Here is a 17,746-nt window from a genome sequence, read left to right on the forward strand (position 1 = left end):
CCGATCTTGCGCAGTGAGGGCGGCGCAAGCGGCTGTACTGCAGCAAGGCTTTGCACAGCGCGTTTGCCAATTCGGTGGCGAACAATGCGCAGCGCTGCAGCGTGGAGGCGACCACCACATCGCAGACGCCTCGGCGGTGGCCGTGCGCAGCTGCTGCCAGCCCAACGCGGTAAGCGGGTCGTCGAGCTACCCGCGATAGCTGCGCTGGCCGGTATCGCCGTGTCGCAACACGCAGATCTGCGCACTCAGCCGTCGGAAACGCCGGCCTCGGCGAAGGTGGCCATGCCGTTGTGCAGTGCGCAAGCGTGACGCAACAGCGGAATGGCGACGGCTGCGCCGCTGGCTTCGCCCAGGCGCAGGTCCAGTTGCAGCAACGGTTCGGCATCCAGCGCGCGCAGCAACGCGGCATGGCCGCGCTCCTGCGAGCGGTGCCCGAACAGCAGCCATTCGCGCACGCCACCATTGAGATGGGTGGCGACCAACGCCGCGGCGGTACTGATGAAGCCATCCACCAGCACCGGAATCCCCGCCTGCGCGGCGGCGATATAGGCACCGACCAGGGCGGCAATCTCGAAACCACCTAGCCGGCGCAACCGCTCCAGCGGCGTAGAGGCATCGGCATGCAGGGCCAGCGCGCGGGTGATCACGGTCGCCTTGTGGGCGATGCCTTCGGCATCCAGCCCGGTACCGGCGCCGGCCATGGCCTGCGGAAACTGCGACAGCAGCGCGCAGCCCAGCGCTGCAGCAGCAGTGGTGTTGCCGATGCCCATTTCGCCGCCGACAAACAGCTGCGTATCGCAACTCCTTGCCTGCGCAATGCTTTCGGCGCCTGCGGCAAGCGCATCGCGCAACTGGGTGGATGTCATCGCCGGCTGCTCGCAGATGTTGGCGCTGGACGGCGCGATCCAGGCACGGCGCACACGCGGCAACTCGCCCGGGTCGTTAACCACGCCCAGATTCACCACTTCCAGGCGTGCGCCGAGCTCGCGCGCCAGCACTGCAATGGCGGCACCACCGCGGGCGAAATTGCGCACCATTTCGCCGGTGACCGCCTGCGGAAACGCAGACACGCCCTCGGCCGCGACGCCGTGGTCGGCGGCATACACGGCAATCCAGATCCGCTGCACCGTGGGGGATTCATTGCGCTGCCAGGCCGCCAGTTGCACGGCCAGGTGCTCCAGCCGACCCAGCGCACCAGGCGGCTTGGTCAGTTGTCCCTGCCGGGCCAGCGCCGCTGCCCGCACACGTGCATCCGGCACCGCACAGGCACCCTGGATCCAATCGATACTCACACCGCGTCTCCTTTCAGCACCATCGGCAAGCCGGCCACGACGAACACCACGCGCTCGCACTGTACCGCCAATGCCTGATGCAGCAGACCGGCCTGGTCGACAAACCGGCGCGTCGGTTCACCCAACGGCATGATGCCCTGCCCGACCGCATTGCCGACCAGCTCGATCTGCCCCGGCAACTGCGGCAGGGTGCCGAGCAAGGCATCACGCTCGTGCACGAATACGCCGGCATCCGGGTCGCCCAGCAGGCTACTCAGCCATAGCGTTAGGCAATCCCCCAGCACGCAGCGGTCGGGCGCGGCCAGTGCCTGCAAGCTGGCAGCCAACGCGATGGGTTCTTCCACGCACTGCCAATGTGGCGGGCATTGGCTGCGGTGATGCGCGATGCGGGCGCGCATCTCTTCGTCCAAAGGCGCGGCCGTCGTCCTGTTGCAGCAATGGCCGCGTCAACGCAGCACCCGTGCTGATGCCGCAGTGGATCGCGTAGCCGCTCACCGCCGCGTCGTTCAATGCAAGCCGCCCGTCCATGCGATGCAATGGCTTGTGCGGCTGCAGTGTGGCTCACCCGACGGTGAGCACGGCCGGTGTGATCGCCGCGCTTACTGCGCTGCTTGATAACGCAGCGTCAGCAGATAATTGCGCCCCGGCTGCGCGTACCAGCGTGCGGTTTCGTACTGGCGATCGAACACATTGTTGGCAGTGAGCGCCACCTTCCACTCCGCATTCACTGCATAACTCACGCGCAGATCCAGCAGACCGTAACCGGCCAGGCGCTCGGTATTGGCCAGATCGTCGAAACGCTTGCCGGACCCGAACAGGCTGGCACCCACGCCGAACACACCGAAGCTGCGGTCCGCATCGATACGCCCGCTCTGCCGCGCGCGCCGCGGCAACCAGTTGCCTTGATTGACGCTGCCATCGGCTTCCGGCTGCAACCAGGTCAACGCGCTGCGCACGGTCCAGCCGGCCAGCTCGGTGTCGTAACCGGCCTCCACGCCGCGGATGCGCGCCTGATCGATATTGTTCGGCTGCCCGAACGGATGCGCCGCATCCACCAACGACGCGTCGTAGGCGATCAAATCGTCGATGCGGGTCTGGAACGCGCTCAGCGTCCAGGTGCCCCAGTCGTAGTTGCCGCGCAGACCGAGCTCGGCGCTCCTGGAGGTCTCCGGCCCAAGCAACGGATTGCCGAAATCGGGGTAATACAACTCGTTGAAGGTCGGTGCCTTGAACGCGGTGCCGTAGCTGGCGGTCAGGCGCAGATGCTCGGCGAAATCCCAGCCCCACAGCAGGCTGCCGGTGGTCTTGCCGCCGAACTGGCTGTTGTCGTTGCGACGCAGGCTGGCCTGCAACGATTGCGTGCCGAAGCTCTGCTGCCACTGCGCGAATGCGGCGCGGTCGATGCGGCTATCGGAATTGTAATTGTCGCTGCTGGCGATGGCATCGCGCTGCCAGTCGAAGCCGACCGTCAGCAGGCCAGCGCCGGCATCGATATCGGCCTGCAACGAACCTTGCTTGCGGCGGGTGTCGTAGGTGGACAGATACGCGCCTTCGTAATACGCATCGCTCAAATCGGAACTGCTGCCGACGCTGGCAGTGAACTTGAGCGCATCGGTGGGTGCGTAACGCACGCGGCCGCCGACCGCCTGCTGCACGCCCTTGGACACGTTACCGCCGAAGGCCGAGCCGTCGTATTCGTTGCGGCTCTGCGCGCGCAAGGCGTGCACGTCCGCATCCCACTGGCGATTGAAGCGCCAGCCGCCCTGCACGCTCAGCGAATCGTTGCGATAGCCATCGCGATCCGGATCGTAGTCGCTGGAGCTGGTGTCCAGATAGGCGTTGATGCCATCGGTTTGGTCATGCACCGCGTTGGCCGAATACCAGCCGCCGCGCTCGCTCAGATCGCCCTGACTGCGCCCGGCCACGCCCGCGCTGTAACGACGCGCGTTGTCGCTGCCCGACGCCGCGCTGAAGGTGGGCACGAAGCTTCCCTGCGGGCGGCGGGTAAAGATCTGGACGACACCACCCAGCGCTTCGGAACCATACAAACTGGAGAACGGGCCACGCACGATTTCGATGCGCTCGATTTGTTCGATCGGCAGGTCCTGCAGCGCCGCGCCGCCCGAGGTAGCCGAACCGATGCGCACGCCGTCGATCAGCACCACCACCTGGTCGGACTCGGTACCGCGCAGGAACAGCGAGGTCGGCTTGCCCGGGCCACCGTTATTGGCCAGCGACACCCCGGCTTCGCCACGCAGCAGATCCTGCAGCGAGTTCACCTGGCGGCGCTCGATCTGCGCACGGTCGATCACGGTGACCGGCGCCAGCGTCTGGTCCTGGGTCTGCGCGGTGCGCGAAGCAGTGACCACGACCTGGTCGAGATCGATGGCGGCCTCGGCCTGGGCCAGATTGACCACGCACAACGATAGGCACACGGCGAGCACCGCGCGGCGCGGCGAAACGGAAGAAAGGGACATCGACTGCTGCTCCTGGAACCGCGCCTACCCGCGCGGGGGCAATGGGGCGGCAAACAGCAACGGGCCAGACGCCCGACGCCGCAGCGCCAGACGATCAAGGCCACGCCCACCGCGTGCCGGTTCAATCCCTCAGGCCGGTCTCCGGGCTCGCGAGTGGAGGCTTGCGCCTCCGATGCCGCGCCTTCCCATGCGACTGCACAGTGGCGTAATGCGGCATCTGACCTCGCCCACCGTTGCGGGGGCAGCTCCGGAATTGCAGCTCGCCAAGGCGATGCGCGCACCGGATTCCCGTTTAAACCACCGGTAAAGCAGCAGTCACCTCAGGGGCGCGCATGGTAGCAGGATTGGCTGGCGCCTCAGCGGTCTCCGGCAACCGGCCAAGCGCAGCGCCTCGCCACGCGCCTGGATGGTGAATCCCCAATTCCTTCTCCCGCCCGGCGAAGGTGGCGCGCAACGCCGGATGAGAGTGCGGCTACTGAGAAATATTTGGTCAACCGTACCCTCACCCCAACCCCTCTCCCGACGGAGAGGGGCTAAAGCTGTCCTTCTCCCATTGGGAGAAGGTGCCCCGAAGGGGCGGATGAGGGTGCGGGGCGAAGCCTCATGCCATGTCTGAAGAAAGTGCATGCAACTTTTAGCCAAGTGCGGCGCTGAGCTTGACGTAGTAAATGTGAGTGGGCTTCGCCCCGTACCCTCACCCCAACCCCTCTCCCGACGGGAGAGGGGCTAGCTGTCACCGGCGGGAAAAGGGGCTTCTACCCACGCTTCATTGGCTTGTTCAAGATTTCTGGGTCATGGAAGCGACGTGCCGAGGCGGCAGCGTGGCCGGGGATTGGCGGAGAGCGGCACAGGGATGTGCCGCGGCGGCGAGTCAGACAGGATGTCTGACCGAGCCGAGGAGCCAATCCCCGGCCGCGCTGGCGCCCTGACCGAAGCCAGAACAGACCGCGTGCTTGGCGGTGCCCGGAGAACGCGCACCCTCAAACGGCTATCGACACCTCACGCGCCCTGCAGCGCCTGCTCCAGATCCGCCAGCAGATCGTCGATGTGTTCGATGCCGATCGACAGCCGCACCGTGTCTTCACTCACCCCGGCATGTTCCAACTCGGCCGGGCCCAACTGCCGATGCGTGGTGGACGCCGGATGCGTCGCCAGCGACTTCGCATCGCCGATATTCACCAGCCGCGTAAACAACTGCAGCGCATCCAGAAACCGCGCACCTGCCGCGCGTCCACCGGGCAGGCCGAAGGTCAATACACCCGAGCCATGCCCGCCCAGATACTTCTGCGCCAACGCATGCTCGGGATGATCCGGCAGCGCGGCATAGTTGACCCACGCAACCCGCGCATGCCCCTGCAGATACGTCGCAATCGCCAGCGTATTCGCGTTGATGCGCTCCATCCGCAACGGCAGCGTTTCGATGCCTTGCAGGATCAAGAATGCATTGAACGGCGACAGCGCCGCACCGGTGTTGCGCAATGGCACCACACGCGCACGACCGATGTAAGCAGCATCACCCAACGCTTCGGTGTACACCAAGCCGTGATAGCTCACATCCGGCTCGTTGAGACGCGGAAACCGTTGCTTGTGCGCTGCCCAGGGGAAGCGCCCGCTATCCACGATCGCCCCGCCGATGCTGTTGCCATGGCCGCCCAGATACTTGGTTAGCGAATGCACCACGATGTCGGCGCCGAAGTCGATCGGCCGCAACAACGACGGCGTGGCCACGGTGTTGTCCACGATCAACGGCACCCCATGCGCATGCGCCACTGCCGCCACCGCTTCGATGTCGGTGATATTGCCGCGCGGATTGCCGATCGATTCGACGAAGACGGCCTTGGTGCGCTCATCGATCAATCCCGCGAACGCCTGTGGATCGCGATAGTCGGCAAAGCGCGTGCTGATGCCGAACTGCGGAAATGTATGCGCGAACAGATTGTAGGTGCCGCCATACAACGCACTGGAGGAGACGATGTTGTCGCCAGCCTCGGCAATGGTCTGGATCGCATACGTCACCGCCGCCTGCCCGGATGCCAGCGCCAACGCGCCGATGCCGCCTTCCAGCGCAGCCACGCGTTGCTCCAGCACATCGTTGGTCGGATTCATGATGCGGCTATAGATATTGCCCTGCACCTTGAGGTCGAACAGGTCCGCGCCGTGCTGGGTATCGTCGAACGCGAAGGCCACGGTCTGGTAGATCGGCACCGCCACCGCACGCGTGGTCGGGTCGGGCGTGTAGCCGCCGTGCACGGCGATGGTTTCAGGCTTCCACTGCGGATCGGTCATAGCGCGGCTCGCTCGTTAGAAGACGAGGACGATACGCGGCTGCTGCCATGCCTCTCATAACAGCACGCTATGACGACATCGCCAACTGTCAGGTCCTGCAACGGCGCACCCGCGCGCCGGCAATGGCTGCCGGCAATACTGAGCCCCTCCACCCGTCGATCAGCGCACCGGCTTGTGGTAGACGTCGTGCAACATCTTTTTGTAGTGCTCCATGGGAGGTAGTCCCATGCGGAGGCGACGCGCATCCAGGCCTGCTTCGTCCTCAGTAGGCTGCAACGACATGTGGCCATCCGCACCGGTCTGAAACTGGGTGCCGTAGCGCTGCGGCTTCCCTTGCGCGCGCAAGACACGATCGGTGAGCAGCGCAACATCGTCAGGCGCCACATCCTGCTTGGCAAGCGCCGCTTCCATCAGTGCCAGCACCTGCACCTGAAACGCTGGATCGGCGTCGGAGTGCTGTACCAATGTCCATGCTGCATTGGCGCCGTCTTCGCCCACCAGGCGCCGTCCCGGCCATCCCTGCGTCGCGACGACCTGCTTGAGCCATTCGGTATTTTCGCGCATCACCGGCATAGTAGATGCCCAGTCGGCTGGCTTGCCCCCAGCTCCAATTGCTGCCTCTTGCACCTGCTGATCCTTCTCCACGCGCACAAGCAGTTCCTGCCGCAATTGCGGATTTAGTGCCGCCTGCTGCGCACTGATGCGTTCGGCCTTCGCCAACAGCACAGGCCACCCGCGCATCTTTCTTAGCCGATTCAGGCCGGGCCGATCCTTGCTGCGCAAATCATCGATGGAAATGCGCCCCCGTGGAATTTCCTCCTCGAGATAGCGCATCGCCACGTCGGTCCGTTCCGCTGCCGCCAGGCATTCTGCGCGCAGGAGTTCGCCATTCTGTGGCAGTTCGCCGGATGAGCGCTGCAATGCGCCCATCACCTCTGCACAACGCGCATAGTCATTTGCCTCGTAGGCCTTAAGCGCGGCGAAAATATCCGGCACTTCCTCTGCGTGCAGGGAACATGCCAATCCGAAGGCGACGCCGAGGTAGATCGGAACATACGCAATACGCATCTGAAGTTCCTTGTCAGATGAGACGTTCGACTGGAGAAGCGCGCGACGGTTTGCAACGCTCCAAAACGACCCGAATGACGCAGACGAGCCACCCACACATCCTGCGGGACGACCCGCCCTCCGATCAAGCCTTTCCGAATTCCAGATGCCCGCCCTGCGCACGCACACGCACTGTATCGCCGCTGATGTAATACCCGGAAAGAATCTGCTGCGCCAGCGGGTTCTCCACCTGCGACTGGATCGCGCGCTTGAGCGGGCGTGCGCCATACACCGGGTCGAAGCCGACATTACCCAGCAATTCCAGCGCGGCATCGTCCAGATCCAGCTTGAGGCCGCGCTCGGACAAACGCTTCTCCAGCCCATGCAACTGGATGCGCGCGATCGACTTGATCTGTGCCTTATCCAGCGGATGGAACACCACAATGTCGTCCAGCCGGTTGATGAACTCCGGGCGGAAATGCGCCTGCACCACGCCCATCACCGCCGCCTTCATCTGGGTATAGGCCTCGGCGCTGCCGTCGCCGGACAGCTCCTGGATCTGGTGCGAGCCCAGGTTGGAGGTCATCACGATCACGGTGTTTCGGAAGTCCACGGTGCGGCCCTGGCCATCGGTGAGGCGTCCATCGTCGAGCACCTGCAGCAGGATGTTGAAGACATCGGCATGCGCCTTTTCCACCTCGTCCAGCAGGATCAGCGAATACGGGCGCCGACGCACCGCCTCGGTGAGATAGCCGCCTTCTTCGTAACCGACATAGCCCGGAGGCGCACCGATCAGCCGCGAGACCGAATGCTTCTCCATGAACTCGCTCATGTCGATGCGGATCATCGCTTCGGTGCTGTCGAACAGGAAATCGGCCAGCGCCTTGCACAACTCGGTCTTGCCTACGCCGGTCGGCCCCAGGAACAGGAACGAGCCGCTCGGGCGATTGGGGTCGGACAGGCCCGCGCGCGAACGCCGCACCGCATCGGAGACCACCTTGATCGCCTCGTTCTGACCGACCACACGATGGTGCAGTTCGTCTTCCATGCGCAGCAATTTGTCGCGTTCACCTTCGAGCATCTTGTTGACCGGAATGCCGGTCCAGCGCGACACCACCTCGGCGATTTCCTCAGCGGTCACGCGGTCCTGCACCAGCTTGAAGTCGTGATGCTCGACTTCGTTGGCCAGCGCCATCTGCTTTTCCAGTTGCGGCAATACGCCGTACTGGATCTCGCTCATCTTGGCGTAGTCCTGGCGTCGTTGCGCGGCCTCCAGTTCCAGCTTGGCGTGCTCGATCTGCTCCTTGACCTTGGTAGTGCCCTGCAGCGCAGCCTTCTCGGATTTCCACAACTCGTTGAGGTCGTAGAACTCGCGCTCGAGCTTGTCGATGTCGGTTTCCAGATCGGCCAGGCGCTGACGCGAGGCGTCGTCTTTTTCCTTCTTCAGCATCTCGCGCTGGATCTTGAGCTGGATCAGGCGGCGCTCCAGGCGGTCGAGTTCCTCCGGCTTGGAGTCGATCTCCATGCGGATGCGCGATGCCGCTTCGTCCATCAGGTCGATCGCCTTGTCCGGCAGCTGGCGGTCGGTGATGTAACGGTTGGACAAGGTGGCGGCGGCCACGATCGCCGGGTCGGTGATCTCCACGCCGTGATGCACCGCGTAGCGCTCCTTCAAGCCACGCAGGATCGCGATGGTGTCTTCCACCGTCGGCTCGCCCACGAACACCTTCTGGAAACGCCGCTCCAGTGCCGCGTCTTTTTCGATGTACTTGCGGTATTCGTCCAGCGTGGTGGCGCCGATGCAATGCAGCTCGCCGCGTGCCAGCGCCGGCTTGAGCATGTTGCCCGCGTCCATCGCGCCATCGGCCTTGCCTGCGCCCACCATGGTGTGCAGCTCGTCGATGAACAGGATGATCTGGCCTTCGTTCTTGGACAGGTCGCTGAGCACCGCCTTTAGCCGTTCTTCGAACTCGCCGCGGAACTTGGCACCGGCGATCAGCGCGCCCATGTCCAGCGACAGCACGCGCTTACCGCGCAGGCCTTCGGGCACTTCGCCATTGATGATGCGTTGCGCCAGGCCCTCGACAATCGCGGTCTTGCCCACGCCGGGTTCGCCGATCAGCACCGGGTTGTTCTTGGTGCGCCGCTGCAACACTTGAATGGTGCGGCGGATCTCTTCGTCGCGGCCGATCACCGGATCGAGCTTGCCGCTCTCCGCACGCGCGGTCAGGTCGATGGTGTATTTTTCCAGCGCTTGGCGTTGTTCCTCGGCGTTTTCCGATTGCACGGTTTCGCCGCCGCGCAGCTTGTCGATGGCGACCTCGATCTTTTTCTTGTCGCCGCCGGCCGCGCGCAGCGCCACGCCCAGCGGGCTGGCATCGTCGGCCGCGGCCAGCACGAACCACTCGCTGGCGATAAAGGCATCGCCATGTTGTTGCGCCAGTTTGTCGGTCTGGTTGAGCAGGCGGTTGAGATCGTTGCCGATCGACAGGTTGCCTTCCTGACCCGACACCTTGGGCAGCGTGTCCAGCGCCTCGCCCAGCCGCTCGCGCAGCAATGGCACGTTGACGCCGGCCTGCGACAGCAGCGGGCGCGTGCTGCCGCCACTCTGGTCGAGCAATGCGGCGAGCACGTGCACGGGCTCGATGATGTTGTGGTCGCGGCCCACGGCCAGCGACTGCGCGTCGGCCAGCGCCTGCTGGAACCGCGAGGTGAGCTTGTCCATCCGCATGGGGATAATCCTCTGAACTGGTGGCCGGCGACGCCGACGATACCGTGCAGATGCGGCTGCTGTGCGGGGTTTCAAGGTTTGACGGGTGCGGCAAGTGCAGATGAGGGGCATCAGGGCCGGCTCACGCTGCTTGGTGTGGGCCGCGCGATGTTGGAGAAACGGGTTTGCCTTGCGCATTGGCATCGGCGTTGGCTTAGACAAACTCGGGCCGACGACCGGCCTGCTAGACGATCCGCCGCAGTGGCACAGTGGCGTGCGTCGCAGCGCCCTGCCGCGCATCGGCATCCTTGGCGTCCTCGGCGTTCTCCGTGGCCGCTGGCACCGGCAGCTGCGCCGTCCCCAGCAAACGCGACAACACCTGCGCCTGGATCGCCGCCAGCGCCGGTGCGCCTGGTACACGCGGATGCGGCACCGGCACTGGCACATCCAAGCCGACATGGCCGTGCTCGATCAGCACAATGCGGTCGGCCAGCGCACTCGCCTCAGCCACGTCATGGGTGACCAGCACCAGGGTGAAACCATGCTGCCGCCACAGCTGCACGATCAGCTGCTGCATTTCGATACGCGTCAACGCATCCAACGCGCCCAGCGGTTCGTCCAGCAGCAACAGCCGCGGCCGATGCACTAGCGCACGCGCCAGGGCCACGCGCTGGCGTTGACCGCCGGAGAGCGTCGCCGGCCAATCGCCGCCGCGCGTGCCCAGCCCCACCGCGTCCAATGCCGCCTGCGCCTTGGCACGCCCGGCACGCCCCAGGCCGAGCGCCACGTTGTCGATCACCCGCTTCCACGGCAGCAGCCGCGCGTCCTGAAACATCAGCCGCACCGCATCACGCTGCGCAGCCAACGGCGCGTGCCCGCTGGCGACCGTGCCGGTATCGGCCGCTTCCAGCCCGGCGATCACGCGCAACAAGGTGCTCTTGCCGCAGCCGCTGCGCCCCACAATCGCCACGCTGGCACCGGGCGCGATGTCCAGATCGATGCCGCGCAACACCTCGGCATCGCCATAACGCTTGCCAATCCCGCGCAAGGTCAGCGGCAGGCCGGTCTCGACCGCGCTCATCGGTGCAGCTCCGCACGCTGTTGCTGCGCCGGGTGCCAGCCCAACCACCAGGCTTCCAATCCGCGTGCAGCCAGATCGGCCAGCTTGCCGAGCAATGCGTACAGCAAGATGGCCACCACCACGATGTCGGTCTGCAAAAATTCGCGCGCGTTCGTCGCCAGATAGCCGATGCCGGAACTTGCGGAAATCGTCTCGGCCACGATCAAGGTCAGCCACATCAAACCCAACGCAAAGCGCAACCCGACCAGAATCGACGGCAACGCACCCGGCAACAACACATCGACAAACAGCTGCGGGCCACGCAAGCCGTAATTGCGCGCCATCTCGATCAGTGCCGGGTCCACGCTGCGGATGCCGTGATAGGTATTGAGATAGATCGGGAAGAAGGTGCCCAGCGCCACCAGAAACAACTTGGCGCCCTCGTCGATGCCGAACCACAGGATCACCAGCGGAATCAGCGCCAGATGCGGCACATTGCGCAGCATCTGCAAGGCACTGTCGAGCAGACGCTCGGCCACGCGCGACACGCCGGTGAGCAGACCCAGTGCAAAACCAATGCTACCGCCGATCGCCAGGCCGACTGCCGCACGCCAGCTGCTGATCGCCAGGTGTTGCCACAACTCGCCGCTTTGCACCAGCGTGACAGCCGCACGCAGCACCGCGTCCGGCGCAGGAAGAATCCGCTGCGGCAACCAGCCACCGGAGGCGGCGATCTGCCAGGCCACCAACAAGGCCAATGGCAATAGCCAAGGCACTAGTAGATTGCCCAAACGACGCGAGGGGGTACTCATTGCGGAACCTTGATGATGTGGCGAAGCATCGCAACAACAGCGCGTATGTGCACGTTTCCGGAGGTCCGGCACCCGTTCCCAATCCAGCTTACGTTTGCATCTCTGGTCCCGCGCATCACTTGCCCGCCGCCTGTTTGCCCGCCGGCGATGCAACGGCAACTGCCGGCGCACGCCACACCGCAGGTGCCACCAGCACCCGCTTGGGCAACAGGCGCTGTGCGTAGAACAGATCGGCAGTCGCCTGCTGCGCCTTGATGACCTCGGCGCTGAGCGGCTGCACGCTGGCCGGCGGGCGATGGGCCAGCGTGCGCTCGACCACCGCAGGCGAGAGCCCGCTCACCTGCGCCAGCACGCGAATGCTGCCGGCGCGATCGCGTTCCAATAGCCCGTCGGCCTGATTGAGCTGCCCCATCACCTGCTGCACGAACGGGCCCCACGCGGTGGCATAGCGGCGCGAAGACAGAAAGAAGCCGCCGGTCAATCCAAGCCCTTCGCCGTTGGCGAGCAGGCGCGCACTGCCATCCAGCGTCAATGCCGAATACCACGGGTCCCAGATCGCCCAGGCATCCACCTGCCCTGCAGCGAAGGCTGCGCGTGCATTGGCCGGCGACAGATACAGCGGCGTGATGTCGCGCATGCTCAGGCCCGACTTGGCCAACAGCCGCAGCAACAGGTTGTGCGCACTCGACCCTTTCTGAAACGCAACCCGCTTGCCCTTGAGATCGGCCACGCGCCGCAGTGTGCTCTTGGCCGGCACCAGAATGGTCTCGGCCTTGGGCGTGGGCGGCACCCAGCCCACATACACCAGATCGGCACCGGCGGCCTGCGCGAACAATGGCGGAATATCGCCGGCACCGCCCAGGTCGATGCTGCCCACGTTCAAGGCTTCCAGCATTTGCGGCCCGGCCGGAAACTCGATCCAGGTAATTTTGGTGCGCGGGAAGCGTTGTTCCAGCAAACGATGCTGCTTGGCCAGCACCAGGCTCGACACCGCTTTTTGATAGCCGATACGCAACTGTGCCGGCTCGGCCGCCCATGTGGGTTGCAGCCACGCAATGCTGGACAACAGCAACGCAACAAACACAAAGCGGTAGCGCATCGGAATCCTCCTCATTGCCAATCGGTGGACGGTTTTTCCCAGAGGTTGACGCCACCCTCGACCGCAAAGCGATCGATCTCGGCCAACTCGTCGACACTGAACGCAGGCGACTGCAAGGCCGCGACGTTTTCGATCAACTGCTCCGGGCGGCTGGCACCCAGCAAGGCCGAGCTCACGCGCGGATCGCGCAGTACCCAGGCCAACGCCAACTGCGCAAGACTCTGCCCACGTCGCTGTGCGATCGCATCCAGCCCGCGTGCGCGCTGCAGATTGTCCTCGGATAGATGTTCCGGCCGCAGCGACTGCCCACCCGGACGATTCACCCGCGCATCGCTGGGCACGCCATTGAGGTACTTGCCGGTCAACAAGCCCTGCGCCAACGGGGTGAACGCGATCACGCCGGCACCCACCTCGTCCGTGGCATCGAACAACTCCTGCTCGGCCCAGCGATTGAACAGGTTGTAGGCCGGCTGATGGATCAGCAGCGGCACCTTCCACTCGCGCAGCAATGCCGCGATCTCGCGCGTGCGCGCCGCCGAGTACGACGACACGCCCACATACAAGGCCTTGCCCTGCTGCACCGCGCTGGCCAATGCGCCGGCGGTTTCTTCCAACGGTGTGTCCGCGTCGAAGCGGTGCGAGTAGAAGATGTCCACGTAGTCCACGCCCAGCCGCTGCAGGCTCTGATCCAGGCTGGACAGCAGGTATTTGCGCGAGCTGCCGCCCTGCCCGTACGGGCCCGGCCACATGTCCCAACCGGCCTTGGTGGAAATGATCAGTTCGTCGCGATAGGGCTTGAAATCCTCGCGCAGCAGGCGGCCGAAGTTGATTTCCGCGCTGCCATACGGCGGGCCGTAGTTGTTGGCCAGATCGAAGTGAGTAATGCCCAGATCGAACGCGGTGCGCAGCAAGGCGCGCTGCGTGTCGATCGGTGTGCTGTCGCCGAAGTTGTGCCACAGGCCCAGCGACAGTGCCGGCAACACCAGGCCACTGCGGCCGACACGGCGGTAGGCGATACGGTCGTAACGATCGGGATGTGCGAGATAGGTCATCAGAATGTCCGGTAGATCAGCGTGCGCTGAAGCGATTGGCGGGGCGTGCCAGCCCCAGATGATCGCGCAACGTGCGCCCCGCATAGTCACGCCGGAACAGCCCGCGTCGCTGCAGCTCCGGCACCACGTGATTGGCGACATCGGCCAGGCCGCCGGGCAGATGCGGCACCAGCACGTTGAAACCATCGGCTGCGTCTTGCTCGAACCAGGCCTGCAACTCATCGGCAATCTGCGTGGGCGTGCCGATCAGGCTGTAATGCCCGCGCCCGCCCGCGATGCGCCGACCGAGCTGGGCAATGCTCAACTGCTCCTGCCCGGCCAACTCGGTGAACAACTGCTGGCGGCTGCGCTGCCCGGTTTCGGTTAGCGGCAACTCCGGCAACGGACCATCTGGCGGGTAGCCGGACAGGTCGAAGTTGCCCAACATGCGCGACAGCAGTGCGATGCCGACGTCAGGCTCCACCAGCTCCTGAAACTGCTCGAACTTTTCCTGCGCTTCGGCCTGGCTTTGCCCAACCACGATGAACACGCCTGGCATCACCTTCAATGCATCGCGCGAGCGCCCGAATTGTTCCAGCCGCCCCTTGATGTCGGCGTAGAACGCCTGCGCCTTGGCCAGCGACGACTGCGCGGTGAACACCACCTCGGCAGTCTCGGCGGCCAGCGCACGCCCTGGCTCGGACGAGCCGGCCTGCACCAGCACCGGATGCCCCTGCGGCGCCCGCGCGATATTGAGCGGACCGCGCACCTGAAAATGCGGGCCGCGATGGTCCAGCACGTGCAGCCGTGCGGGATCGTAGTGCACGCCAGCGGCAGTGTCGGCGATAAAGGCATCGTCGTCCCAGCTGTCCCATAGCCCTGCGACCACTTGCTGAAATTCGCGCGCTCGCGCATAGCGCTCGGCATGCACGTAATGCGCATCGCGGTTGAAATTCAGCGCCTCGTCGGCGGCATCGGAGGTGACCAGATTCCAGCCGGCACGCCCACCGGACAGATGATCCAGCGAGGCAAACTTGCGTGCCACGTGATACGGCTCGTTGTAGCTGGTGGTCATGGTGGCGATCAACCCGATGCGCTCGCTCACCACCGCCAACGCGCTGAGCAACGTGAGCGGCTCGAACAGGCTGGAGCGCGCCATCCGCGATGCCACCGGCCCGCCGGCCGCAGCCAGGCTGTCGGCGACGAACACCGCATCGAACTTGGCGGCCTCGGCAATGCGCACCATCTGCCGGTAATGATCGAACACCAGCGGATCGGCACTGGCGTGCGGATGCCGCCATGCGGCCACATGATGGCCGGTGGCCATCAGAAACGCACCGAGCGAGAGCTGCCGTACGGCGCTCATTGCAGCCCACCGTGCGTAGCGCCCGCACTGTACAAATCGATATCCAAAACCATCACACGCATGCTCAAAAATCCTTGTGCAACTGCAACCCGACATAGCGCTGATCGTCGCGCGGCACCAGCCGGTATACATTGCCGGTGGCATTGGCCAGCAGCGGTGCATACGAGCGGTCGCCGAGATTGCGGCCAAGCACTGCCACCCGCCAGCCATGCACATCGTCGGCCAGCGCGATGCTGGCATTCCAGATCGCATACGGGCCCTGGATGGTCTGCGGGGTCTGGCTGAGGTCGTACTGCACGCTGTCCTGCCAACTCACATCGCCATTGAATTCCAGCGCCAGACTGCCGCGTAACGGCACCCGATAACCGGCGCGCAGATTGCCTTTCCAGTCCGGTGAAAACGGCAGCGGCCTGCCATCGACATTGCAGTTGGCCGCTGCTGCGGCGGGGCAGGCAAAGCGCTGGATGCGCGCCTGCGTGTAGGCCAGCGATGCGGCCAGGCTGAGCCGCTCGGTGGGCCGATACTCCAGATCCAGTTCCAGGCCTTGCGTGCGCACCTGCCCGGCGTTGATCAAGCGTGTCACCACCTGCCCGGCCACGGTGTCGAAAAAGTTGGCCTGATAGTTGGCGTACTCGGTATGGAACAACGCGACGTTTGCACTGAGGCGATCGTCCAGGGCGCGCGCCTTCAAGCCGAGTTCCCAGGCATTGGAGGTCTCCGGCTTCAGCGCCGGCGTATCGCGCGGCTGCATGTTGAAGAACACGTTGTAGGCCGGGCCCTTGTAGCCGCGCGAATAGGTGAGGTAGCCGGTGGTCTGCGCATCGAAATCGTATTGCAGGCCTGCACGGCCCGACACGCCGTTTTCTGCGGTGCTGCCACTGCTGGCCGTGGAGGGCTGGATGCCGGTGACTGCGGCTGCGGAACTGGACACGCGCCGATGTTGATAGTCGAGCGTGTCGCGGGTGAAGCGCGCGCCCAGCAACGCACGCAGATCCGGGCGCCAATGCCAGGTCGCTTCGCCGAACGCCGCATACGTTTCTGCACGCGTGCCGTAATCGGCCACACCCACGTCGCTGGCGGTGGGCGTCGTCACCGTGCGGCGATAGGTTTCGTCGTTGCGCGCATGCAGGTAATACAGTCCGGCGACCGCTTCCACTGTACGGTCGCGCGGGGTCTGGATGCGCACTTCCTGCGAATACTGTGTGTACCCAAGATCGCCACGATCGTGCGAGGACGGAAACGCCACGCTGCGTTGCGCAGTGCGATCGCCATCCTGGAACTGGGTGTTATCCCATTGCCGCCACGCGCTGATCGAGGTCAGCAGCGCCTCGCCGATGTGCTGATCCAACTGTAGCGAGGCGCCCTTGTTGGTGTCGTCCAGATGCGTGCGGTAATCGCTGTTGATCTGCCGGTTGTCGGCGCTGGCGATCACTGGCGCAAGGGCTGCGGCGAAGTCCGCACGCGTGCTGGCGACCACTACACCGCTGGGCGCGTCGCTGCGCGACTGCAGGTAGTCGGCGAGCAGCGTTGCGTTCAAGCTCGGGTTCGGGGTCAGATCCAGCCGCAGCCGCGCACCGGAGCGCTGGTAACCATTGACGGTTTGGCCGTCGGCCACATTGCGCACATTGCCGCCGTATTCGGCCCACAACGCCGACACGCTGGCCTTGAGTACCTCCGGCACCAGCGCGCCGCCCACGCTGGCACGCACGCGGTCTTCGTCGCCGCCACCGAAGTGCGCGTAATCCACATAGCCGCCGAAGACATCCGGCGCCGGCTTGCTGACGATATTGAGCACGCCGGCCGAGGCGTTCTTGCCGAACAAGGTGCCCTGTGGCCCGCGTAGGACTTCGATACGTTCGACATCCAGCAGATCCAGCGTGGCCTGGCCCGGACGCCCCAGCACCACGCCGTCGATCACCGTGGCTACGCTGGGCTCGACGCCCGGCGAGGTGGAGATGGTACCCACGCCACGCAGGAACAACGAGGTGTCCTTGTTGGAGGCGCCGGTGCGAAAGGTCAGGCTGGGCACCAGCGCCGGCAGGTCGGCCACGCTGTTGCGGTTTTCGCGCTCCAACGTTTCGCCCTGCACCACCGACACGGCCACCGGCACTTGCTGCAAGGTGGTTTCGCGGCGTGTGGCGGTCACCGTCACCGCGCCCAAGGTCTGCGCGGCGCGGTCCGGCGTTGCAGCCGCCTCACTCACTTCATCGGCAAGCACCGGCGTACATGCCCACGCCAGACTCCATGCCAACACCTGCGGCTTAGCCAACCATTTCGAAGCAGCAGAGATCCTTGCAGGGGTCCGGTGTCGCGCGGGCATGTATGTCCTTTCGTGGCGTCGGCTGTCTTGTCGCAGCGCTTGTGGATTTCGGTTGTTCGAGAGCGCCGTGCACGCACGGCGAACAGGGCGCAGCGCAGGCCGAGAAGGCAGTGCAATGCAATAGCGCATGCTGTTTGCAGCTGCCGCGAGCGTCAAATAACCAATGTTTAGGTGGTTATTCACTCACGCACCGCAGTGCGTGCGGATAGCCAGCGCCAAGCGCGCTCGAAGACCCCCGGTGCACAA

At 64.9% G+C, this 17,746-nt stretch carries 11 protein-coding genes, 3 pseudogenes and 1 riboswitch; all 14 genes and pseudogenes read right to left on the bottom strand.

Features of this window, described 5'->3' with window-relative positions:
* Nucleotides 1-4: 4 nt before the first annotated feature.
* Nucleotides 5-249: pseudogene (locus NMB96_RS23010) on the bottom strand (histidine phosphatase family protein); the annotation flags it as partial.
* The gene (gene cobT, locus NMB96_RS23015) at nt 246-1,292 is read right to left on the bottom strand and encodes a nicotinate-nucleotide--dimethylbenzimidazole phosphoribosyltransferase (RefSeq protein WP_023904866.1); all 1,047 of its coding nucleotides are present in this window, start codon (nt 1,290-1,292) and stop codon (nt 246-248) included. The gene cobT and the pseudogene NMB96_RS23010, both read right to left, overlap by 4 nt.
* A pseudogene (locus tag NMB96_RS23020) lies at nt 1,289-1,714 on the bottom strand (bifunctional adenosylcobinamide kinase/adenosylcobinamide-phosphate guanylyltransferase); the annotation flags it as partial. The pseudogene NMB96_RS23020 and the gene cobT, both read right to left, overlap by 4 nt.
* A pseudogene (locus NMB96_RS23650) lies at nt 1,698-1,850 on the bottom strand (cobyric acid synthase); the annotation flags it as partial. The pseudogenes NMB96_RS23020 and NMB96_RS23650, both read right to left, overlap by 17 nt.
* A 41-nt stretch (nt 1,851-1,891) precedes the next feature.
* A complete protein-coding gene (gene btuB, locus NMB96_RS23025; protein WP_023904868.1) occupies nt 1,892-3,769 on the bottom strand; it encodes a TonB-dependent vitamin B12 receptor in 1,878 nt (625 codons plus the stop codon).
* Between the two features lie 115 nt (nt 3,770-3,884).
* Nucleotides 3,885-4,107, bottom strand: a riboswitch (cobalamin riboswitch).
* A gap of 661 nt (nt 4,108-4,768) precedes the next feature.
* On the bottom strand, nt 4,769-6,055 hold the full coding sequence (locus NMB96_RS23030) for an O-acetylhomoserine aminocarboxypropyltransferase/cysteine synthase family protein (protein ID WP_255085829.1): 1,287 nt from the start codon (nt 6,053-6,055) through the stop codon (nt 4,769-4,771).
* Nucleotides 6,056-6,214: 159 nt separating this feature from the next.
* Nucleotides 6,215-7,123 carry a DUF6624 domain-containing protein gene (locus NMB96_RS23035; RefSeq protein ID WP_023904870.1) on the bottom strand — a complete coding sequence of 303 codons (909 nt, stop codon included), beginning with the start codon at nt 7,121-7,123 and terminating at the stop codon, nt 6,215-6,217.
* A gap of 124 nt (nt 7,124-7,247) precedes the next feature.
* Complete coding sequence (gene clpB, locus NMB96_RS23040) at nt 7,248-9,833, bottom strand: ATP-dependent chaperone ClpB (RefSeq protein WP_023904871.1); 2,586 nt, start codon at nt 9,831-9,833, stop codon at nt 7,248-7,250.
* A gap of 223 nt (nt 9,834-10,056) precedes the next feature.
* A complete protein-coding gene (locus tag NMB96_RS23045) occupies nt 10,057-10,893 on the bottom strand; it encodes an ATP-binding cassette domain-containing protein (protein ID WP_255085833.1) in 837 nt (278 codons plus the stop codon).
* On the bottom strand, nt 10,890-11,684 hold the full coding sequence (gene ssuC / locus NMB96_RS23050; protein WP_023904873.1) for an aliphatic sulfonate ABC transporter permease SsuC: 795 nt from the start codon (nt 11,682-11,684) through the stop codon (nt 10,890-10,892). The genes NMB96_RS23045 and ssuC overlap by 4 nt, the downstream gene beginning before the upstream one ends.
* 115 nt (nt 11,685-11,799) lie before the next feature.
* Complete coding sequence (locus NMB96_RS23055) at nt 11,800-12,783, bottom strand: sulfonate ABC transporter substrate-binding protein (RefSeq protein ID WP_023904875.1); 984 nt, start codon at nt 12,781-12,783, stop codon at nt 11,800-11,802.
* Between the two features lie 11 nt (nt 12,784-12,794).
* Nucleotides 12,795-13,835 (bottom strand): L-glyceraldehyde 3-phosphate reductase, encoded by a 1,041-nt coding sequence (mgrA, locus tag NMB96_RS23060; RefSeq protein ID WP_023904876.1) that lies wholly within the window; start codon nt 13,833-13,835, stop codon nt 12,795-12,797.
* Between the two features lie 16 nt (nt 13,836-13,851).
* A complete protein-coding gene (locus NMB96_RS23065; protein WP_176338887.1) occupies nt 13,852-15,180 on the bottom strand; it encodes an LLM class flavin-dependent oxidoreductase in 1,329 nt (442 codons plus the stop codon).
* Nucleotides 15,181-15,244: 64 nt separating this feature from the next.
* Complete coding sequence (locus NMB96_RS23070; protein WP_255085835.1) at nt 15,245-17,500, bottom strand: TonB-dependent receptor; 2,256 nt, start codon at nt 17,498-17,500, stop codon at nt 15,245-15,247.
* Nucleotides 17,501-17,746: the final 246 nt, after the last annotated feature.

Origin of the sequence: Xanthomonas hortorum (genome assembly GCF_024339125.1) — a bacterium.
GTDB classification, from domain to species: domain Bacteria; phylum Pseudomonadota; class Gammaproteobacteria; order Xanthomonadales; family Xanthomonadaceae; genus Xanthomonas; species Xanthomonas hortorum.